This is a genomic window from Winslowiella iniecta, assembly GCF_001267535.1.
Taxonomy (GTDB): Bacteria; Pseudomonadota; Gammaproteobacteria; order Enterobacterales; family Enterobacteriaceae; genus Erwinia; species Erwinia iniecta.
Genome location: NZ_JRXE01000021.1, coordinates 29,879 through 48,662, shown reverse-complemented (window position 1 = coordinate 48,662; position 18,784 = coordinate 29,879). Strand labels below are relative to the sequence as shown.

Here is an 18,784-nt window from a genome sequence, read left to right as displayed (position 1 = left end):
TGTAAACTAGGCGGATTGAATCAAAAGGATAACTGCCATGAAAACCCCTGAAGAGTACTACACCCTTGCCCGCGCCATGTTTTTACAGGCGCACCCTGATTTCCAGTCCGGGCTGGATAAAATCAGCGAACAGGATGCAAAAGTGCTGGGTGTGACGCAGGAGAAACTGAGAGAGATCCAGGCCGATCGTATTTATGCCGCTTTCCTGCGCGCCAAAAAGCAGGACGCAATGCTGTTCTCCATTCAGCTGGCCGAACCGGATAAAGAGGTGGCGGCTAAAGCGATTGAAAAATACCTGCGTACCCACGCCGAAGCGCTGGGCATGACCTGGGAAGAGTTTTGTATAAAGAATGAGTTATAGTATTCAGCCAGTGATACCCGCTGAATTGCTCAAACATGCATTACAGATACTCCTCCAACCAGACTAATTAATTCAGTTATAGTTGTACAAGATAGTATTTATTGTATAAGTTTAATGAGCGACTAACATCGCTGATTACCCTTGTAACGAATCGTGCGCTTGCACGGCCTCTGGAGGTGTTGCTGGATTTCCACTTCCAGAGGTTCATTTTTTCTTCCCCACTCCCCAATGCAACATTTATAAACATCTGACTCTGCAAGCTTTCCGGATTATGGTCTACGATTAATAGTGTCTCGTATTGAGGACTCAACACATCTAAGGAGAAGCTATGTTTGAACAGGCAAAAGACAAAGTTGATGAAGCAATCGGTGCCGGTCAGGAGCAGTTTGGTAAAGCCACACGCTCACCTGAACATGAAGTAAAAGGCAAAGTGCGTCAGCAGCTGGCGCGTGGCAGCTATGCGGTGGATGACTTTGTGGATACTGTAAAACAGCAAACAAAAAGTGCTCCACTGGCTTCTCTGGTAGTCGCAGCAGGAATTGGTTTTGTTCTTGCGAAAGTGATTGGCCGTAAATAGCCGATAATGAGCCCGCCGTCGCGGGCTCAATTGTGCCGTATTACTCGGTAACCGTTGATTGCTCATCAACATAGCGCGTTACCGCCAGCAGACGGTTCACATGCGTCAGCAACAGATCAACATCGGTCTGCAAAAATTCAACGGAAGTCCCCGCCGCCGTCATAATTGCATTCTGGATATTTTCAGAAATATTGTTGGACCCCTCTTTACCCGCAGTCAGCAACAGCGCGGCAATGAGCAGAGACTGAGCCTCAACCTGAGCGGTCAGCTCTTTGGCATCGACGTCCATCTTTGCCATTTTCATTAAAATATCGATAACCAGTTGCTTCATTATTGTTCCTCTTTTTATTCCTGCAATGAAACTATCACCAGACGGTCAATCTGGTAAACCACCCTGCGGAAAAATTTCAGGTAGCGCTCATCGCCTTCACGCGCGCGTAACCGTAGCTGAAAGTCTGGTCGCCCGGACAGACCAGCACCAGCACATCACCCGACTGCGCTTCGCTGAGCATCTCATCCAGTTCACTGTCAAACTCTTTGGTCAAGTTCGGCAACGCCAACAACATCTCGCCGGGATAATCTTCGTTGTCGTCCACCGGCATATCTTCAATGCGCGACCCTTTTACGACGTAAATCAGCAGTTGCTTATCATCGTGCAGCACTTCTGCTTTTAAATGTTTACCCGTAGGATGCTTAGCCATACTTACTCCTGCAAAATTTCATGACCGCTGGCAACATCACAGCGTTTGATAACCCAGGTAAATTACCACCGCTGCTGGCGCTGCGGGAAGCGAGTCAGTGCGTTTACCGGCGATTATTACCACGATCGGCCAACAAATCGTCAATCAGTCAGCGACAACCATTGATACTGTATTATTATCCAGTATTATTAGCGAAGCAAAGTACAATAACAAGGTTTCTCACAGAGAGGTTGACAGCAATGTTCGTCGAGTTGATTTACGATAAGCGCAATGTGGCAGGGCTGAGCAATGCCAATGAAATGATTCATGAGGAACTGGAAAAACGCATCCACCGCGCCTTTCCTCATGCACTGGTTAAAGTGAAGCCAATGCAGCGTAACGCCATTGAAACGGATGCCAGTAAAAGTGACAAAGCCATTATGGCGCGAATTATTGAAGAGATGTTTGAAGAGGCCGATATGTGGCTGGTAGCAGATTTTTAAATCTGCCGAGGACATATTGATCTTTATTAAGATTATCGCCTGCCGAATAAATAGACAATATAAGGCGGGCTATTGAAAATTGCAGGGTGTAAACTGAGCTACCTGGAACAATGAGATCAACAAAATGATGAATCTCGACAGTTTACGCTTTTTTCGTAACCGCACTACGTCAATAAAATGTCCGTCCTGTGCCAATAGCAGTAAACAGCTGTCATCAAAAATTACTAAAAGCCAGACGCTGATCTGCTCACATTGCGGCCACTATTTCACGTTAACTCAGCGCGACAAAGAAAAAATATCTTAATTCTGGCTGTTAAATGGCTAATTAATTTTTTCGACTCTGATATTGATTGCCGTTACGCTTATTTGCCATCATTTTGCCATTCGACAGAGACAAAAAAACCCGCACAAGGCGGGTTTTCTTTTACAGGCGCTTAACTGCTCCGGTCGCTGCCATCATCGCTGTTGTAAGACGCCTGCGGCGTTATCACTTAACGTGCGATAACGTTGGTCGCTGAAGGACCTTTAGCGCCGTTCTCAACAGAGAACTCAACGCTCTGACCTTCGTCGAGGGTCTTGAAGCTATCGCCCTGGATTGCAGAGAAGTGTACGAATACATCTTTGCTGCCATCGGTAGGAGAAATAAAGCCGAAACCTTTCTCAGCGTTAAACCATTTTACTAAACCAGTCATTTTGTTAGACATAATACTTTCCTCTGAATTTCATAAGCCTTTTAACGGGCGGACAGGATTGCTTTGCAGATAATACTTATGAGCAAGGTAATAAGAAGAATCAGGGAAAGAGATATCGGAGATAACGCTCGAACTGAGAACTGCTTTAATAAAACCGCTTGGCATAAATAGGTCTGTACCACAAACCGATGCGCTATTTACACATGTAACGCTTTTTTAAGCAAGCATTATCATTGATTTATTTTGTCAGCGTAGTGTAAATACGGCAGGATTATATTTTTTAACTTTAAAAAAAGACCCGCATAATGCGGGTCGGTCGCCGAGTGTGTCGTGCTGTCAGGCTTCGTTTTCGATGCGGTTAGCTTCGATTTCAAGATCCTGGACGGTTTTTTCCAGCGTATCCAGCACCGCACCCTGTTTGGTCAGCAGGTCGTTAATCGCTTCGGCGAACGCTTTGTTCTGATACTCACCTGCATCAAACGCCAGCCAGTGTGTAGACAGAGTTTCCGTATTGGTCTGCGCATAGTGACGCATCTCTTTCAGCTGCGAAGTCACATCACGTAAATGATCGGTCTGCGTTTTCAGCGTTTCATTATCACTCATGCTGGTTCCCTTTCTGGTTAATTAGCGTAAGAAAAACAAACTTCATGGTTAAATATAGTCGCTAACTGCGGTTTAACCTTAGGAATAATCGGAAGATGGTCAGTGTGCATTTTACAGACGAAAAAAAAACTGCCAGTTAAATACTGGCAGCTTTCAGGGGTTCCATGGCCTTCCTCCGGCGCTTATCTCCGGCACTCACGGGGTCGTGGCGTTAGCTCTGTAAAAAGGTCTGATTTCATTATGCATAAACAGAGTTAAACAAATGCTATACAGCGCACATTTTTGGCAAATATGAGTCAGGCCTTACACTGTCATATTCATGATGTCCTGATACGCCGATACCAGCTTGTTACGCACCTGAATTCCCATCTGCATGGAAATTGATGACTTCTGCAGATCGACCATCACATCATTCAGTGATACGCCCGCTTTACCCAGTTCGAAGTCCTGCGCCTGGCTGCGTGCAGCATTTTGCGTTTCGCTGATTTTACCTAATGCCGCTTTAAGCTGACCGGCAAAATCCGCATGTGCGATGGCGTCAGTGCTTTTATTACTGGCCTGAAGCGTCGCCATCTGCAACTGCTGCACCACACTTTCGATGCCCTGAATAGCCATTTTTTACCTCGAACTGAATAACGGATGATTTTACGACAGCAAACTTATCACAGTGTCAATCGGACAAAGCCTGCAAATAAGCGCAAAAGTTACGGCTTATCAGGCCATCGAATTTTACGAATCAGAAAATAATGGCCATCCATCGAGGTGGAACTTTTATTGCAAGCCGCATCAGGGAGTCAGTTTTGCTACCACACCACGTGAAACAGTCCGGTCATCTGTCAGGCAGGAAACGGTCATGAATGCTACTACTCAGGATTCAGCTGAAAAGAAAGGCTTTAATGACCTTTTGGTTCGCCTGCGCGCAAACCCACGCATTCCTCTTATTATCGCCGCGGCAGCCGCCATCGCCGTGGTTATTGCCATGGTTCTGTGGGCAAAAGCGCCCGACTACCGCGTCCTTTATAACAACCTTACCGACGAAGACGGCGGCGCGATTGTTACCCAGCTGACTCAGATGAATATCCCCTACCGTTTTGAGGAGAAAGGGGGAGCACTGATGGTTCCGGCAGAAAAGGTGCATGAATTGCGTCTGCGCCTGGCTCAACAAGGGCTGCCAAAAGGGGGTGCGGTCGGATTTGAACTGCTGGATAAAGAAAAATTCGGTATCAGCCAGTTTAGTGAGCAGGTTAACTATCAGCGCGCGCTGGAAGGCGAGCTGGCACGCACCATTGAAACTTTCGGCCCGGTAAAGCGCGCACGCGTGCATCTGGCGATGCCCAAGCCGACGCTGTTTGTGCGCGAGCAGAAGTCCCCTTCCGCCTCCGTCACGCTGAATTTACAACCCGGCCGGGCGCTTGATGAAGGTCAAATCAGCGCGGTGGTGCATATGGTCTCCAGCAGCGTCGCGGGCTTACCGCCGGGTAATGTGACGGTGGTTGATCAGACAGGCCGCCTGCTGACGCATGCGGATGGCGCAGGACGCGATCTTAATGATGCGCAACTGAAGTACACCACTGAGGTGGAAAGCCGTTATCAGCAGCGAATCGAAGCGATTCTCGGCCCGATTGTCGGTCAGGCCAACGTGCATGCGCAGGTTACCGCACAGCTGGACTTTGACAGCCGTGAGCAAACCGACGAACAGTATAAACCGAACACCGACCCGACTAATGCGGCGGTTCGCTCACGTCAGAGCAGCGTCAGCGAGCAGCTGGGCGGCCAGTATCCGGGCGGCGTGCCGGGCGCGCTGTCTAATCAGCCCGCGCCGGCCAATGCAGCACCGATTACGCCGGCAAATACCAACAATAACACTGCCAATACTGGCAATGCCGCCAATGCCAGTAATGGTGCCAGCAACACCAGCAGCAGTGAGCGCGCCGTTCCGTCCAACACGCGTAAGGATGACACCACCAACTACGAAGTTGATCGCACCATTCGTCATACCAAAATGAATGTCGGCAGCGTCAAACGCCTCTCGGTGGCGGTGGTGGTGAACTATCGCCTCGACGATAAAGGCAAAGAGATTGCGCTTAACGCACAGCAAATCAAACAAATCGAAGATCTGACCCGCGAAGCAATGGGCTACTCCAGCGACCGTGGCGATAGCGTCAATGTGGTGAACTCACCGTTTACTCAGAGCGATGTCAGCGGTAGCGAGCTGCCATTCTGGCAACAGCAGTCGTTCTTTGATCAGCTGATCAATGCCGGACGCTGGCTGCTGGTGCTGTTAGTCGCCTTTATTCTCTATCGCAAGCTGGTACGTCCGCAGTTGCTGCGCAAACAGCAGCAAGAGAAAGCCCGGGCGGAAGCCAGCGCTCAGCGCCTTGAGCAGCAGGAACAGCAGGACGCCTTCTCGGTGAAGCTCAGCAAAGATGAGCAGGATCAGGACCGTAAATCGCAGCAGCGGATAAGTGCTGAAGTCCTGAGTCAACGCATTCGCGATATGTCTGAGAACGATCCACGCGTCGTGGCGCTGGTGATTCGCCAATGGATGAGTAACGAACTATGAGTCTGACCGGTACTGAAAAAAGCGCCATTATGATGATGACAATTGGCGAAGAGCGTGCGGCTGAGGTGTTTAAACATCTCAATACCCGCGAAGTGCAACACCTTAGTGCGGCGATGGCCAATATGCGCCAGGTTTCGCATAAGCAGCTGACCGAGGTTCTGCGTGAGTTCGAAGCCGATGCCGAGCAGTATGCCGCGCTCAGCATTAACTCCAACGACTACCTGCGCTCCGTGCTGATTAAAGCGTTGGGCGAAGAGCGCGCGGCCAGCCTGCTGGAGGATATTCTCGAAACCCGTGAAACCACCAGCGGTATGGAAACATTAAACTTTATGGAACCGCAGGCGGCGGCCGATCTGATTCGCGACGAACATCCGCAGATCATCGCCACCATCCTGGTGCACCTGAAACGTGGTCAGGCAGCCGATATTCTGGCGCAGTTCGACGACCGTTTACGTCACGATGTGATGTTGCGTATCGCCACTTTTGGCGGTGTGCAGCCAGCAGCACTGGCCGAACTGACCGAAGTGCTGAACACCCTGCTCGATGGTCAAAACCTCAAGCGCGCGAAGATGGGCGGCGTCAGAACCGCAGCCGAGATCATCAACCTGATGAAAACTCAGCAGGAAGAAGCGGTTATCGAAGCGGTGCGCGAATTCGATGGCGAACTGGCACAAAAAATTATCGACGAGATGTTCCTGTTCGAAAATTTGGTCGAGGTGGACGATCGCAGCATCCAGCGCCTGTTACAGGAAGTGGAGTCCGAACAGTTACTGATCGCGCTGAAAGGTTCCGAGCAGCCGCTGCGCGAGAAATTCCTGCAAAACATGTCGCAACGTGCCGCCGATATTCTGCGCGACGACCTCGCCAACCGTGGTCCGGTGCGCATGTCCGCAGTGGAAAACGAACAGAAAGCTATTTTGCTGATTGTTCGCCGCCTGGCAGAGAGTGGCGAAATGGTGATTGGCAGCAGCGAGGAAACCTATGTCTGATGCCTTCTCTTCCCGCCCGTGGCAAACCTGGCAGCCTGATGACTTTGCGCAGCCGGTAAAACCGCCCGTTGAGGAATTTACCGCCCCTGAGGTTGAAGCTGACGCGTTCGACCTGCAACAGAACCAACTGGAGATGTTGCAGACTCAAGTGCGTAATGAAGCTCAGGGCTTAGGCTACGCGGAAGGCCAGCAAAAAGGCTATAGCGAAGGCCAGAAAGCCGGATACGACGCCGGCTATCAGCAAGGTCTGACGGCGGCGCAGCAGCAACAGGCCCCATTACAAGCGCGGATGCAGCAGCTGGTCACCGAGTTTCAGCATACGCTGGAAGCGCTGGACAGCGTTATTGCCGCACGCCTGATGCAGCTGGCGCTGGAAGCGGCGCGTCAGGTAATCGGTCAGGCGACCGCGGTCGATGGTTCCGCGCTGATGCGTCAGATTCAGCAGATGATCCAGCAGGAACCGATGTTCAGCGGCAAACCGCAGCTGCGCGTAAACCCGAACGATTTGCCGCAAGTTGAGCAGATGCTGGGCGCGACCCTGAATCTGCACGGCTGGCGTTTGCTGGCCGACAACACGCTGCATCCCGGCGGTTGCAAGGTCAGTGCGGAAGATGGCGATCTGGATGCCAGCATCGCCACCCGCTGGCATGAACTGTGCCGCCTGGCCGCGCCGGGAGAGCTGTAATGACCTCGCGTCTCTCGCGCTGGCTTGGCGCACTCGACTCGTTTGAACAACGCATCAGCCAGTTGCCGACCGTGCGCCGCTATGGTCGCCTGACGCGCGCCACCGGGCTGGTACTGGAAGCGACTGGCCTGCAATTGCCGCTTGGCGCAACCTGCGTGATTGAACGCCATGATGGTCAGCAGGTGACGGAAGTCGAGAGTGAAGTGGTCGGCTTCAGTGGTCAGAAGCTGTTTCTGATGCCGCTGGAAGAAGTCGAAGGCATTCTGCCAGGCGCACGGGTATTTGCCCGCGTGGCCGGTGACAGTCAGCACAGCGGAAAACAGCTGTTGCTGGGCCCGCAACTGCTCGGCCGGGTACTGGATGGCAGCGGACGTCCGCTGGATGGCCTGCCCTCACCGGAAACCGGCTACCGTGCGCCACTGATCACTCCGCCCTTTAACCCGTTGCAGCGCACGCCCATCACCGATGTGCTGGACACCGGCGTGCGTGCGATTAATGCCCTGCTGACCGTCGGTCGTGGCCAGCGTATGGGACTGTTCGCCGGTTCCGGCGTCGGTAAAAGTGTGCTGCTCGGTATGATGGCACGCTATACCAAAGCCGATGTGATTGTGGTCGGGCTGATCGGCGAACGTGGCCGCGAAGTAAAAGACTTTATCGAAAACATTCTCGGCGTGGAAGGTCGCGCGCGCGCGGTGGTGATCGCTGCCCCCGCCGACGTTTCTCCGCTTTTGCGCATGCAAGGTGCCGCCTACGCCACGCGTATCGCCGAAGATTTCCGCGATCGCGGTCAGCACGTGTTGCTGATCATGGACTCCCTGACGCGCTATGCCATGGCGCAACGTGAGATCGCGCTGGCGATTGGTGAGCCTCCCGCTACCAAAGGCTATCCACCGTCGGTATTTGCCAAGCTGCCCGCGCTGGTTGAGCGCGCCGGTAATGGCATTGATGGCGGCGGATCCATTACCGCTTTCTATACCGTACTGACCGAGGGCGACGACCAGCAGGATCCGATTGCCGACTCGGCGCGAGCTATCCTTGACGGCCATATCGTGCTGTCACGCCGACTGGCCGAAGCGGGCCACTATCCGGCGATTGATATCGAAGCCTCGATCAGCCGTGCCATGACCTCGCTGATCGACGAAAACCATTATGCCAAAGTGCGCCAGTTCAAACAGTTGCTCTCCAGCTATCAGCGCAACCGCGATCTGGTCAGCGTCGGCGCTTATGCCGCGGGCAGTGACCCGATGCTGGATAAAGCCATCAGGCTCTATCCGGAACTGGAAGCCTTTCTGCAACAGGGCATTTCCGAGCGCAGCAGTTACGACGATGCCTGCCTGCATCTGCAGGCTATTTTTGGTTAATCGCCCTTCGCGGCCTGCAAACCCCGGCCCGGTATAAACAGTTCAGGTGAGGCCAGTATGGCGAAACAAAACACCGCGATTGAGACACTGCGCGATCTGGCGCAAAAAGAGGTTGAGAAAGCCGCGCAGCAGTTAGGCGCTGTGCGGCGCGCGCATCAGCAGGCCGACGAACAACTCTCCATGCTGCTCGACTACCAGCATGAATATCGCAACCAGCTTAACCATGGCATGTCATCGGGTATCGCCAGCACCCGCTGGCATAACTATCACCAGTTTATCCTGACGCTGGAAAAAGCGATTGAGCAGCATCGCCATCAGCTGGCGCAGTGGAACGGCAAAGTGGAGCAGGCTTTACGCTTCTGGCGCGATAAACAGCAGCGGCTTCACGCCTATGAAACCCTGCAAAGCCGCGCACTGGCCACTGCATTACGACAAGAAAACCGTCTCGATCAGAAACGGATGGATGAATTTGCCCAACGGGCATCATTGAGGAAAGGCGAATGATTACGCTGCCAACACTTCCGACTGCCGTCACCGCCGATAACAGTGTGGAACTCTCCGCGGCCGGCGACCACTCTTCCGCCTCCGGCACGATGCCGCAGGCGTTTTTAACCCTGTTAGGCAACCATCTGTTAACGCTGGCCCAGCAATCTGGCAGCGTTTCTGGTGAAACCGCCGAACTGCCCGCGCAGCCGAGTGCCAATGATAAGTCGCTTCCTGCCAGCGAACTCAGTGCCCTGCTCGCCGCGCTGGATAAGCCGGAAGCATTAAACGCACTGCTACAAACGGAAAAGGTTAAAGGCCAGCCAGAATCCGCCGATGATAAAGAAAAGCTTCAGCCCGCAGATTTAAGCGACAGCGATAAACAGGCATTACAGGCACTGTTTGCCATGCTGCCACAGACGCCGGTTCAGCCGGTTATCAGCACGGTGAAAAACAGCGATCTCAGCGGTGCGACAGACAGTGATAACGCTAACGGCAGCAAGCAGAACGGCTTAAACGCGATACTCAGCAGCCTGAACAGTCACAGCACCACCGAGCAGCCCGCCACGGAGAGCCGCGCCAGCCTGTCGGCCAGTTCTGCATTCCAGCAGGCGTTAAGCAGCGTCAGTAAAGATGACACAGGAGCGAATCAGTCGGCCACCTCGCCGCTGACTCCCACTCTTAGCGCAGCCAGCGCGCCGCTGACGCCAGTGGCAAATGCCAGCGTAATGGCACCGGCCACGCCGCAGCTGAATTCGCAGCTGGGCAGCCCGGAGTGGCAGCAGGCACTGAGCCAGCAAGTGGTGATGTTCAGCCGCAACGGCCAGCAGAATGCCGAGTTACACCTGCATCCGCAGGATCTTGGCTCGATTCAAATCAGCCTGAAGCTGGATAACGACCAGGCGCAGCTGAATATGGTTTCGGGTCACAGCCAGGTACGCGCCGCGCTGGAGGCGGCGATGCCGCAGCTGCGCACGGCGCTGGCGGAGAGCGGAATCAATCTCGCGCAGAGCAATGTCAGCAGTGATGCCTTTGCCCAGAGCCACTCTTTCGGTGGGCAGCAGCAGTCACGAAGTGACGGCAACAACAACTTTGCCGATGCGCGAGATAATGATAACGAGATCACGCCAATTGTTGTCCCGGCCGTCCTTCAGGCGCGCGCGATCGGCAGCAGTGCTGTTGATATTTTCGCCTGATCGCGGCAAACGCAGAAGGTAATAGCAAAACTCGCGTCTTTTCTTCCTATTGAACGGCGAGAGACGCGGGATAATCTGACCTGGCTCGCCGGCTGGCGTCGCCCCCATAATTCACAGGAAGTTACTGCAAAAATGTCTGATAACGCGAAAGCCAAAGGCCGCAAACGTTCAATAATGATCCCGCTGTTACTGGTTCTCACCGTGGCCGCTTGCAGCGTGGCAGGCTATGCAGTCTGGCGAATGATGAAAAAACCTGCCGATGCCACAGAAACCACGGCAAAACAGGAACCACCAGCCGCACCCGTGTTTTTTGCTCTTGATACTTTTACGGTTAACCTGGTCAATGCCGATAACGATCCCGATCGCGTGCTGTATGTAGGCTTTACCCTGCGTCTGCCCGATGAAGAGACACGTCGCCGCATGAACGACTATCTGCCTGAGATCCGTAGTCGGTTACTGCTGCTGCTTTCGCGCCAGAATGCATCAATGCTGGTAAGTGAACAGGGCAAGCAGGATCTGATCACGCAGATCAAACAGGTGCTGGCGCCTCCGCTGGTTAAAGGTCAACCTCCGCAGGGGGTAAACGACGTCCTGTTTACCGCCTTCATTTTGAGGTGAATCTGATGGGCGATAGCATTCTTTCCCAGGCTGAAATCGACGCGTTGCTTAACGGCGACAGCGACAGTGCGGAAGACGAAAAAGTTAAAGGTTTGGGCGAAAGCGATATTCGCCCCTACGATCCCAACACCCAGCGTCGTGTGGTGCGCGAACGCTTACAGGCGCTGGAAATCATCAATGAACGCTTCGCACGTCAGTTTCGTATGGGGTTGTTCAATCTGCTGCGCCGCAGCCCGGATATCAGCGTTGGTGCGATTAAAATTCAGCCTTATCATGAATTTGCCCGCAACCTGCCGGTGCCGACCAACCTGAACCTGATCCACCTGAAACCGCTACGCGGCACGGCACTGTTTGTTTTCTCACCAGCACTGGTGTTTATCGCGGTGGATAACCTGTTTGGTGGGGATGGCCGCTTCCCGACCAAGGTTGAAGGTCGCGAATTTACCCACACCGAGCAGCGCGTCATTCGTCGCATGCTGAAGCTGGCGCTGGATGGCTATAGCGACGCCTGGAAAGCGATCTACCCGCTGGAAGTGGAGTATGTGCGCTCAGAAATGCAGGTGAAATTTACCAATATCACCACTTCGCCGAATGACATTGTGGTGACGACGCCTTTTCAGGTGGAGATTGGTAACCTGGTCGGTGAATTTAATATCTGTATTCCGTTCAGCATGATTGAGCCGCTGCGCGAGTTGCTGGTCAACCCGCCGCTGGAGAACTCGCGCCAGGAAGATCAGAGCTGGCGTGAAACGCTGGTTAAACAGGTGCAACACTCGGAGCTGGAGTTAGTGGCTAACTTTGCCGATGTTTCATTGCGCCTGTCGCGCATTCTGCAACTGAAACCCGGTGACGTGCTGCCGATTGAAAAGCCCGACCGTATTCTTGCCCACGTCGATGGCGTACCGGTGTTAACCAGCCAATATGGCACGCTGAACGGCCAATATGCGCTACGTGTGGAACATTTGATTAATCCAATTTTGAACTCGCTGAATGAGGAACAGGCCCATGACTGACAGTAACAAACCGTCCGACGATAACGCGTCTGCGGACGATCTGTGGGCTGAGGCGATGAATGAGCAAGCGGCATCCGCCAGCTCACCGTCAACGGACAACGTGTTTAAGTCATTTGAAAACAATGATATTGCCGGTTCGTTACAGGATATCGACCTGATTATGGATATCCCGGTCAAGCTGACCGTGGAGCTGGGCCGCACCAAGATGACGATAAAAGAACTGCTGCGCCTGTCGCAAGGTTCGGTGGTGGCGCTGGATGGGCTGGCCGGTGAGCCGCTGGATATCCTGATTAACGGCTATCTGATCGCCCAGGGCGAAGTGGTGGTGGTGGCGGATAAATACGGTGTGCGTATCACCGATATTATCACCCCGTCTGAACGTATGCGTCGTCTGAGCCGATAAATGAACAGCAGCACCCAGCCGCTTCAATCCATACCGCCTTCTCCCCCCGTGGCTTCCGCGGGTTCGATGCTGACGCAGGTCAGCTCGGTGCTGGCTTTGATTGTATTACTGATCCTCGCCTGCGCCTGGCTGGCGCGTCGTTGTGGCTTTGCGCCCAAGCGCGTCAGCTCGCAGTCGCTGAATGTCAGCGCCAGCGTGAGTATCGGTCAGCGTGAGCGCGTCGTGATTGTTGATATCGAGGACGCACGTCTGGTGCTGGGTGTCACCGCGCAAAATATTACCCATCTGCACACCCTGCCGCCAAAAACGTCGGACTCACCGCCTGCGCCTGTGGCGACGGCAGACTTTCGTCACCTGTTACAGACGTTACTGAAACGCTCCGGAAAACCGCAATGATTCGTCGACTGTTATCGCTGTTGCCACTGTTACTGCTGACACCTGCGGTGCATGCCCAGCTTCCGGGTTTGGTCAGTCAGCCGCTGGCCAATGGCGGACAAAGCTGGTCGCTACCGGTGCAGACGCTGGTATTTATCACTTCGCTGACTTTTTTGCCGGCGATCTTGCTGATGATGACCAGTTTCACCCGCATCATTATTGTCTTTGGCCTGTTGCGTAACGCACTCGGCACCCCGTCAGCGCCGCCAAACCAGGTGATGCTCGGCCTGGCGCTGTTTTTGACCTTTTTTATTATGGCGCCGGTATTCGACAAAATTTATCAGGATGCTTATCTGCCCTTTAGTGAGGACAAGATCAGTATGGAAGTGGCGATTGATAAGGGTGTACAGCCGCTGCGAGAATTTATGCTGCGTCAGACGCGCGAAGCGGATCTGGCGTTATTTGCCCGCCTGGCGAATACCCCACCGATTGCCGGTCCCGAAGCGGTGCCGATGCGTATTCTGTTGCCGGCCTATGTCACCAGCGAACTGAAAACTGCCTTCCAGATAGGTTTCACCGTCTTTATTCCGTTTCTGATTATCGATTTAGTGGTCGCCAGCGTGCTGATGGCGCTGGGGATGATGATGGTGCCACCGGCGACCATCTCGCTACCATTTAAGCTGATGTTATTTGTGCTGGTCGATGGCTGGCAACTGCTGGTCAGCTCGCTGGCGCAAAGTTTTTATTCTTAATATTAACGGACGGCGACACGTCGCTCCTACGACCAGGAAATGCAAAATTGACACCTGAATCGGTAATGGTTCTTGGCCAGGAAGCCATGAAAGTCGCGCTGGCAATGGCCGCCCCGTTGCTGCTGGCCGCACTGATTAGCGGCCTGCTTATCAGCCTGCTGCAAGCCGCGACCCAGATCAACGAACAGACACTGTCGTTTATCCCCAAAATTCTTGCCGTGGCTGCCACCGCAGTGATCGCCGGGCCATGGATGCTCAGTCTGATCCTTGACTATATGCGCACCCTGTTCAATAACCTGCCGTATCTCATCGGCTGATGATCACTTTCGACAGCAGTCAGCTGATGTTCTGGCTCAGTCAATTCTTCTGGCCAATGGCGCGGGTGTTGGCACTGATCGCCACCGCACCGATTCTCAGTGAGCGCTCGATCAGCCGCAAAGTGAAAGTGGGGCTGGCCTTTATGATCACCTGGTTATTGGTGCCGACGTTACCGGCTACCCAGGTGACGCTATTTTCTGTCGGCGGGTTTTGGCTACTGATCCAGCAGATGCTGATCGGCATCGCCCTTGGCTTTACCATGCAGTTTGCTTTTGCGGCGGTGCGCACTGCGGGTGAAGTGATTGGCTTACAGATGGGATTATCCTTCGCGACCTTTTTTGATCCAGGGAGTCGCCTGAATATGCCAGTATTGGCCCGCTTTCTCGATATGCTGGCCATGCTACTGTTTCTCAGTTTTAACGGTCACCTTTGGCTGATCTCTTTGCTGGCTGACAGCTTTCATACCCTGCCGATCGGTGGCGATCCGCTAAATGCCAACGCTTTTCTGGCACTGACCAAAGCCGGGGGATTAATTTTCCTTAACGGCATGATGTTGGCGTTGCCGTTAATCACGCTGTTACTGACGCTTAATATGGCGCTGGGTTTGTTAAACCGCGTTTCACCTCAGTTGTCAGTTTTCGCGATTGGCTTTCCGATTACCTTATCAATTGGCATCCTGACCATGGGCATTATGATGCCGCTGCTGGCTCCGTTCTGCGAGCATTTGTTCAGTGAAGTGTTTGATTTACTTTCTGACATACTTTCTGAAATGCCCCACTCATAAACATTAACCCTGCTAAACAATCGCTTAAATTAACTTAAGCATTCAAAACCTATCTGCGTATTTTCTGACTACTGTTTATCAGAATTTCACTAAGGAAATTCTTATAAATCCCGCTTTCAAATGAAAACTATTCTTATCAAACGGCATTTCGCGTATTTTAAAAAAGCTGTCTTACAGCACCCTGGCGCGTGCGTGTTGATGAAAAATAGCGCAAATGAATGTTTTTTAAGCCTTTTTAAATTGAGTTTTTTTTTCTTGTCTTAAAATGGTTTTTGCGGCATTGTCAACACTCCCAGGTACACAAAACATTCGTGCAATAAATCATTTTAGGAATTATCTTATCAGAAATTGACCGATTCTGGGTGATAGTGGCAATGTAATGAAATATTGCAGTTCGAGTAGTATGGTGGCAAACTGCCGCCGGTCGTTCCGACCCACACTGCTTCACTGCATTTAGTAAAACATAGCTTCATCTCCCAAACTCAAACTACGCGGTGATCAGCAAGGATGAGTCGTTAGCCTGAGCAAAACATCGGTCTGCTCACGGGTAGTTCGTAAACAATAAAAAAATTGTGCCAGGCAATCTTTTTCGTACCGCGATACGCGTAATTCATCGTTGATTTAACGGATAACAATTTGGTGAGGGTCGCTAACATGCCAACGATTATTATGGATTCATGCAGCTACACAAGGCTAGGTCTGATGGACTATATGGCTGTAAAGGGAGTTAAGAAGAAAAATATCTCTTCGGTCAACGATATCGATCAGCTTCATAATAAGTGCCAACAGGTTAAACCCGGCATTGTTTTTATCAATGAAGAGTGTTTTATACACGAACCTGATGCCAGCCAGCGTATCCGAAATATCCTGATGCAGCACCCTGATACACTCTTTTTCATCTTTATGGCTATCTCGAATATTCATTTTGAGGAATACCTTTATGTTCGTAAGAACTTGATTATCACCTCAAAATCGATCAAACCAGCCGTACTGGATCATCTGCTTAGTACCTATTTGCAAAAGAGACTTAACACCCCAAATCGTATTACATCCGGCCCTGAAGTTCATCCATTAACATTAAGCCAGACCGAATCAAATATGCTGAAAATGTGGATGTCCGGTCACGACACGATACAAATCTCCGACAAGATGCAAATTAAAGCGAAAACAGTTTCATCGCACAAAGGTAATATCAAGCGAAAAATTAAAACGCATAACAAGCAAGTTATTTATCATGTTGTCCGATTAACTGATAATGTCACCTCGGGTATTTATGTCAACGTGAGATAATCACCCCAGGAAAAGGCCGGTCGATACCGGCCTTTTTTTATTTGCTCCTTACTGTCAATTCTGCGACAGCGATCCCATTCTTATCGCTAATTGTTTTCGTCAGTTTGCCGATGTTCAGATCGATACCGGAGCACTGCTTCGCCCTACATCTGACAGAGAGCAACAGAATATGAAAGCTACCCCCCCCATTGGCGAACATAGCCGATTAAGTTTCTGGCAACATCTGCGCCTGGTTCCGCTATTTGCCGTCATCTTTGGCGCAATTCTGCTGCTTTTTGCGCTGTGTATCGGCCTGTCGAGCTATTTTCTGATTAAAAGTAACCAGTCATTGAATGACGCTACGCAGGAAATTCAAATCCGCATGGCAATATCCAATAGCTCCAATCATTTGCGCACGGCACGCCTGAATGTCATTCATGCCGGTGCTGCTGCGCGAATAGGTGAAATGGATGAGTTCAAAGCCAATCTGGCCGCCAGCGATAAACGAATTAAGCAGGCGCAGGATAATTTCCTTATCTACCGCAATCGTCCCGATAAAACCGCCGCAGACCTCGCGCTCGATGCACCGTTGAAACAGCATTTTGAGGCTTATATTAATCAGGGGCTGTTACCCATGCTCAACGCTGCCCGCCAGGGCAGTTTCGAGGGGATTATTGCGCAGGAAACCGATGTAACGCGAAAACTTGATAACCAGTACAACGACGTACTGCTGAAAGCGATTAAGATTCGCACCGATCGCGCAGAGGCGATTAATACTCAGGCTCAACAGCACGCACGCCTTGGCTTTATTATGATGGCCGCTGCCTTTGCACTGGCGCTATTACTGACGCTGCTGACTTTTATTTTTTTGCGCCGCGTGATGATTACTCCGTTGCGTCAGGCCGTTGGCCGTATTGAACGGATCGCTCAGGGCGATTTAACCGCGCCGCTGCAAAACTGGGGACGAAATGAAATTGGCATGCTGGGCAGCAACCTGCAGGCGATGCAGCTGGCGCTGGTGAATACCGTCGGTAGCGTGCGTGAAGGTGCCGTCGCCATTTATCAGGGTTCCGGTGAAATTTCGGCGGGCAACACCGATCTCTCTTCCCGCACCGAACAGCAAGCCGCCGCGCTGGAACAGACCGCCGCCAGCATGGAACAACTGACCGCTACCGTAAAACAGAACGCGGAAAATGCTCATCATGCCAGTCAGCTGGCGGCTGACGCCTCGGGTAAAGCCCGTGAAGGCGGCGATATTGTTAACGACGTGGTCAGCACAATGACCAATATTTCCAATAGTTCGCGGAAAATTGCCGAAATTACGCACGTGATTAACAGCATCGCTTTCCAGACCAATATCCTCGCGTTAAATGCGGCGGTGGAAGCCGCGCGCGCCGGTGAACAAGGACGGGGTTTTGCGGTGGTCGCCAGTGAAGTGCGCAACCTGGCGCAGCGTAGTGCGCAGGCGGCAAAAGAGATTGATGGCTTGATCGCGGAATCAGTCGATCTGATCGGTAAAGGATCGACGCAGGCAGGCCACGCCGGTGACACCATGACCGAAATCGTCGACGCGGTACGCCGCGTCACCGACATTATGGCGGAAATTGCCGCCGCCTCCGATGAGCAGAGTCGCGGCATTCAGCAGGTCAGCCAGGCAGTAACCGAAATGGATAATGTGACGCAGCAAAACGCCTCGCTGGTAGAAGAAGCGTCCGCTGCCGCCGCATCGCTGGAACAGCAGGCAGCACGGCTGACTCAGGCAGTGGCGGCGTTTCGTCTGAGCGCCGAATAAAACAAAACGGGCCTGACAGCCAGTCAGGCCCGTTTTTCGGCAGCCGTGGTTACACGGTGTCGTCGTGCGGCTCGACAAAAATACCGTCTTCATGGCCCAGTTCGTTAAAAAACCAGATTCCCAGCGGATAATCATCCAACGAAACCAGATACATAGTGCCTTCACTAAAATCTTCCACCGCCAGAACGTTGCCAGCACGACGTGGACCGCCGTCGGTTTTTACTGTTACCCGATCATTAACCTTCATTGGCTTTCTCCCCCGAATAATAGAGGAAGTTTAAACGATTGTGCCGTTTTTTTCCTGACCTCGATCATGCAGTTAGCGACGGGCAATAACCCATACCGCATGGACAATACCGGGGATATAACCACATAGGGTCAGTAAAATATTTAGCCAAAACGCGCCGCCAAATCCAACCTGCATAAATACGCCCAGTGGTGGCAACAGAATAGCGATGACAATGCGCAGAAAATCCATACTGACTCCTGGTAGATACACGTAAATTATTAAAAATATTTTTAACTCTTTATAAAGATAGCATTTATCTCTGTTTTTGCTGCCCGAAGCATGTAAATCATCGTAAGTGTGAGCAACAACGCCTAACCTTTTCACTTTCTTAACATTTCGCCGCGAGACTTCCGACATTAACTGCCGTTAAAATTTTCTCACTGCCTCCCCCCCAAAGGGGGCAGACAACCTAAAAGTAACAAGGATTTTTGCCCGCGCAGCGCGGGCTTTTTTTTGTCAATTCCCCCACCTTCCCCTT

General features: G+C 52.1%; 26 protein-coding genes. 19 read left to right on the top strand and 7 right to left on the bottom strand.

What is annotated here, in order from left to right:
• Positions 1-37: 37 nt before the first annotated feature.
• Positions 38-361, top strand: coding sequence for a DUF6388 family protein (locus NG42_RS15190; RefSeq protein ID WP_052900433.1), 324 nt, complete (start codon positions 38-40; stop codon positions 359-361).
• A 328-nt stretch (positions 362-689) separates the two neighbouring features.
• Complete coding sequence (locus tag NG42_RS15185) at positions 690-938, top strand: hypothetical protein (protein ID WP_052900431.1); 249 nt, start codon at positions 690-692, stop codon at positions 936-938.
• 40 nt (positions 939-978) lie between these two features.
• Here NG42_RS15185 and iraP read toward each other — a convergent pair whose 3' ends face one another.
• Together iraP and NG42_RS15175 are read right to left on the bottom strand one after the other, a co-directional pair.
• On the bottom strand, positions 979-1,269 hold the full coding sequence (gene iraP, locus NG42_RS15180; protein ID WP_052900429.1) for an anti-adapter protein IraP: 291 nt from the start codon (positions 1,267-1,269) through the stop codon (positions 979-981).
• A gap of 76 nt (positions 1,270-1,345) precedes the next feature.
• Positions 1,346-1,639 carry a hypothetical protein gene (locus NG42_RS15175; RefSeq protein WP_052900427.1) on the bottom strand — a complete coding sequence of 98 codons (294 nt, stop codon included), beginning with the start codon at positions 1,637-1,639 and terminating at the stop codon, positions 1,346-1,348.
• 239 nt (positions 1,640-1,878) lie between these two features.
• On the opposite strand from NG42_RS15175, the gene NG42_RS15170 reads away from it, so the two are divergent.
• Both NG42_RS15170 and NG42_RS23890 read left to right on the top strand, forming a co-directional pair.
• Positions 1,879-2,121, top strand: coding sequence for a DinI-like family protein (locus NG42_RS15170; protein ID WP_052900425.1), 243 nt, complete (start codon positions 1,879-1,881; stop codon positions 2,119-2,121).
• Positions 2,122-2,245: 124 nt separating this feature from the next.
• Positions 2,246-2,425, top strand: a complete 180-nt coding sequence (locus tag NG42_RS23890; RefSeq protein ID WP_072133260.1) for a YnfU family zinc-binding protein — start codon at positions 2,246-2,248, stop codon at positions 2,423-2,425.
• Between the two features lie 187 nt (positions 2,426-2,612).
• On the opposite strand, the gene cspE is transcribed toward NG42_RS23890, so the two are convergent.
• The 3 genes from cspE to fliE all read right to left on the bottom strand — a co-directional run bounded on the left by cspE (position 2,613) and on the right by fliE (position 4,031).
• Positions 2,613-2,825, bottom strand: a complete 213-nt coding sequence (gene cspE, locus NG42_RS15165; protein WP_052900423.1) for a transcription antiterminator/RNA stability regulator CspE — start codon at positions 2,823-2,825, stop codon at positions 2,613-2,615.
• A gap of 324 nt (positions 2,826-3,149) precedes the next feature.
• Positions 3,150-3,416, bottom strand: coding sequence for a hypothetical protein (locus NG42_RS15160; protein WP_052900421.1), 267 nt, complete (start codon positions 3,414-3,416; stop codon positions 3,150-3,152).
• Positions 3,417-3,719: 303 nt separating this feature from the next.
• Complete coding sequence (fliE, locus tag NG42_RS15155) at positions 3,720-4,031, bottom strand: flagellar hook-basal body complex protein FliE (RefSeq protein WP_052900419.1); 312 nt, start codon at positions 4,029-4,031, stop codon at positions 3,720-3,722.
• A gap of 238 nt (positions 4,032-4,269) precedes the next feature.
• On the opposite strand from fliE, the gene fliF reads away from it, so the two are divergent.
• The 15 genes from fliF to NG42_RS15080 all read left to right on the top strand — a co-directional run bounded on the left by fliF (position 4,270) and on the right by NG42_RS15080 (position 18,017).
• Entirely contained in the window at positions 4,270-5,979 is a 1,710-nt protein-coding gene (gene fliF, locus NG42_RS15150; RefSeq protein ID WP_052900417.1) for a flagellar basal-body MS-ring/collar protein FliF, read from the top strand.
• Entirely contained in the window at positions 5,976-6,968 is a 993-nt protein-coding gene (gene fliG, locus NG42_RS15145) for a flagellar motor switch protein FliG (RefSeq protein WP_052900415.1), read from the top strand. Before fliF ends, fliG begins: the two co-directional genes overlap by 4 nt.
• Positions 6,961-7,653 (top strand): flagellar assembly protein FliH, encoded by a 693-nt coding sequence (gene fliH / locus NG42_RS15140; RefSeq protein ID WP_052900413.1) that lies wholly within the window; start codon positions 6,961-6,963, stop codon positions 7,651-7,653. The genes fliG and fliH overlap by 8 nt, the downstream gene beginning before the upstream one ends.
• The gene (gene fliI / locus NG42_RS15135; RefSeq protein WP_052900412.1) at positions 7,653-9,014 is read left to right on the top strand and encodes a flagellar protein export ATPase FliI; all 1,362 of its coding nucleotides are present in this window, start codon (positions 7,653-7,655) and stop codon (positions 9,012-9,014) included. The genes fliH and fliI overlap by 1 nt, the downstream gene beginning before the upstream one ends.
• A gap of 57 nt (positions 9,015-9,071) precedes the next feature.
• Positions 9,072-9,518: a flagellar export protein FliJ gene (fliJ, locus tag NG42_RS15130; RefSeq protein WP_052900410.1), complete on the top strand. Its 447-nt coding sequence runs from the start codon at positions 9,072-9,074 to the stop codon at positions 9,516-9,518.
• On the top strand, positions 9,515-10,693 hold the full coding sequence (locus tag NG42_RS15125; protein ID WP_052900408.1) for a flagellar hook-length control protein FliK: 1,179 nt from the start codon (positions 9,515-9,517) through the stop codon (positions 10,691-10,693). The genes fliJ and NG42_RS15125 overlap by 4 nt, the downstream gene beginning before the upstream one ends.
• A gap of 132 nt (positions 10,694-10,825) precedes the next feature.
• Positions 10,826-11,311 (top strand): flagellar basal body-associated protein FliL, encoded by a 486-nt coding sequence (gene fliL / locus NG42_RS15120; RefSeq protein WP_052900406.1) that lies wholly within the window; start codon positions 10,826-10,828, stop codon positions 11,309-11,311.
• A 5-nt stretch (positions 11,312-11,316) separates the two neighbouring features.
• A complete protein-coding gene (fliM, locus tag NG42_RS15115) occupies positions 11,317-12,324 on the top strand; it encodes a flagellar motor switch protein FliM (protein ID WP_052900405.1) in 1,008 nt (335 codons plus the stop codon).
• Entirely contained in the window at positions 12,317-12,727 is a 411-nt protein-coding gene (gene fliN / locus NG42_RS15110; protein ID WP_052900404.1) for a flagellar motor switch protein FliN, read from the top strand. Before fliM ends, fliN begins: the two co-directional genes overlap by 8 nt.
• Positions 12,728-13,123 carry a flagellar biosynthetic protein FliO gene (gene fliO / locus NG42_RS15105; protein WP_052900401.1) on the top strand — a complete coding sequence of 132 codons (396 nt, stop codon included), beginning with the start codon at positions 12,728-12,730 and terminating at the stop codon, positions 13,121-13,123.
• Complete coding sequence (gene fliP, locus NG42_RS15100; RefSeq protein WP_052900513.1) at positions 13,123-13,854, top strand: flagellar type III secretion system pore protein FliP; 732 nt, start codon at positions 13,123-13,125, stop codon at positions 13,852-13,854. The genes fliO and fliP overlap by 1 nt, the downstream gene beginning before the upstream one ends.
• A 47-nt stretch (positions 13,855-13,901) precedes the next feature.
• Entirely contained in the window at positions 13,902-14,171 is a 270-nt protein-coding gene (gene fliQ / locus NG42_RS15095; protein WP_052900399.1) for a flagellar biosynthesis protein FliQ, read from the top strand.
• Positions 14,171-14,956, top strand: coding sequence for a flagellar biosynthetic protein FliR (gene fliR, locus NG42_RS15090; RefSeq protein ID WP_052900397.1), 786 nt, complete (start codon positions 14,171-14,173; stop codon positions 14,954-14,956). The genes fliQ and fliR overlap by 1 nt, the downstream gene beginning before the upstream one ends.
• A gap of 654 nt (positions 14,957-15,610) precedes the next feature.
• Positions 15,611-16,246, top strand: coding sequence for a transcriptional regulator RcsA (rcsA, locus tag NG42_RS15085; protein ID WP_052900395.1), 636 nt, complete (start codon positions 15,611-15,613; stop codon positions 16,244-16,246).
• A 169-nt stretch (positions 16,247-16,415) separates the two neighbouring features.
• Positions 16,416-18,017, top strand: a complete 1,602-nt coding sequence (locus NG42_RS15080; RefSeq protein WP_052900393.1) for a methyl-accepting chemotaxis protein — start codon at positions 16,416-16,418, stop codon at positions 18,015-18,017.
• Between the two features lie 49 nt (positions 18,018-18,066).
• Here the strand turns inward: NG42_RS15080 and dsrB are convergent, their stop codons facing one another.
• Both dsrB and NG42_RS22100 read right to left on the bottom strand, forming a co-directional pair.
• A complete protein-coding gene (gene dsrB / locus NG42_RS15075) occupies positions 18,067-18,264 on the bottom strand; it encodes a protein DsrB (protein ID WP_052900391.1) in 198 nt (65 codons plus the stop codon).
• 72 nt (positions 18,265-18,336) lie between these two features.
• Positions 18,337-18,495, bottom strand: a complete 159-nt coding sequence (locus NG42_RS22100) for a YqaE/Pmp3 family membrane protein (protein WP_017800079.1) — start codon at positions 18,493-18,495, stop codon at positions 18,337-18,339.
• Positions 18,496-18,784 lie beyond the last annotated feature (289 nt).

Excerpts from the sequence above, each read along its gene's own strand:
- NG42_RS15190 (WP_052900433.1), top strand. The coding sequence starts at position 38 with ATGAAAACCCCTGAAGAGTACTACACCCTTGCCCGCGCCATGTTTTTA.
- NG42_RS15185 (WP_052900431.1), top strand. The coding sequence starts at position 690 with ATGTTTGAACAGGCAAAAGACAAAGTTGATGAAGCAATCGGTGCCGGT.
- iraP (WP_052900429.1), bottom strand. The coding sequence starts at position 1,269 with ATGAAGCAACTGGTTATCGATATTTTAATGAAAATGGCAAAGATGGAC.
- NG42_RS15175 (WP_052900427.1), bottom strand. The coding sequence starts at position 1,639 with ATGGCTAAGCATCCTACGGGTAAACATTTAAAAGCAGAAGTGCTGCAC.
- NG42_RS15170 (WP_052900425.1), top strand. The coding sequence starts at position 1,879 with ATGTTCGTCGAGTTGATTTACGATAAGCGCAATGTGGCAGGGCTGAGC.
- NG42_RS23890 (WP_072133260.1), top strand. The coding sequence starts at position 2,246 with ATGATGAATCTCGACAGTTTACGCTTTTTTCGTAACCGCACTACGTCA.
- cspE (WP_052900423.1), bottom strand. The coding sequence starts at position 2,825 with ATGTCTAACAAAATGACTGGTTTAGTAAAATGGTTTAACGCTGAGAAA.
- NG42_RS15160 (WP_052900421.1), bottom strand. The coding sequence starts at position 3,416 with ATGAGTGATAATGAAACGCTGAAAACGCAGACCGATCATTTACGTGAT.
- fliE (WP_052900419.1), bottom strand. The coding sequence starts at position 4,031 with ATGGCTATTCAGGGCATCGAAAGTGTGGTGCAGCAGTTGCAGATGGCG.
- fliF (WP_052900417.1), top strand. The coding sequence starts at position 4,270 with ATGAATGCTACTACTCAGGATTCAGCTGAAAAGAAAGGCTTTAATGAC.
- fliG (WP_052900415.1), top strand. The coding sequence starts at position 5,976 with ATGAGTCTGACCGGTACTGAAAAAAGCGCCATTATGATGATGACAATT.
- fliH (WP_052900413.1), top strand. The coding sequence starts at position 6,961 with ATGTCTGATGCCTTCTCTTCCCGCCCGTGGCAAACCTGGCAGCCTGAT.
- fliI (WP_052900412.1), top strand. The coding sequence starts at position 7,653 with ATGACCTCGCGTCTCTCGCGCTGGCTTGGCGCACTCGACTCGTTTGAA.
- fliJ (WP_052900410.1), top strand. The coding sequence starts at position 9,072 with ATGGCGAAACAAAACACCGCGATTGAGACACTGCGCGATCTGGCGCAA.
- NG42_RS15125 (WP_052900408.1), top strand. The coding sequence starts at position 9,515 with ATGATTACGCTGCCAACACTTCCGACTGCCGTCACCGCCGATAACAGT.
- fliL (WP_052900406.1), top strand. The coding sequence starts at position 10,826 with ATGTCTGATAACGCGAAAGCCAAAGGCCGCAAACGTTCAATAATGATC.
- fliM (WP_052900405.1), top strand. The coding sequence starts at position 11,317 with ATGGGCGATAGCATTCTTTCCCAGGCTGAAATCGACGCGTTGCTTAAC.
- fliN (WP_052900404.1), top strand. The coding sequence starts at position 12,317 with ATGACTGACAGTAACAAACCGTCCGACGATAACGCGTCTGCGGACGAT.
- fliO (WP_052900401.1), top strand. The coding sequence starts at position 12,728 with ATGAACAGCAGCACCCAGCCGCTTCAATCCATACCGCCTTCTCCCCCC.
- fliR (WP_052900397.1), top strand. The coding sequence starts at position 14,171 with ATGATCACTTTCGACAGCAGTCAGCTGATGTTCTGGCTCAGTCAATTC.
- rcsA (WP_052900395.1), top strand. The coding sequence starts at position 15,611 with ATGCCAACGATTATTATGGATTCATGCAGCTACACAAGGCTAGGTCTG.
- NG42_RS15080 (WP_052900393.1), top strand. The coding sequence starts at position 16,416 with ATGAAAGCTACCCCCCCCATTGGCGAACATAGCCGATTAAGTTTCTGG.
- dsrB (WP_052900391.1), bottom strand. The coding sequence starts at position 18,264 with ATGAAGGTTAATGATCGGGTAACAGTAAAAACCGACGGCGGTCCACGT.
- NG42_RS22100 (WP_017800079.1), bottom strand. The coding sequence starts at position 18,495 with ATGGATTTTCTGCGCATTGTCATCGCTATTCTGTTGCCACCACTGGGC.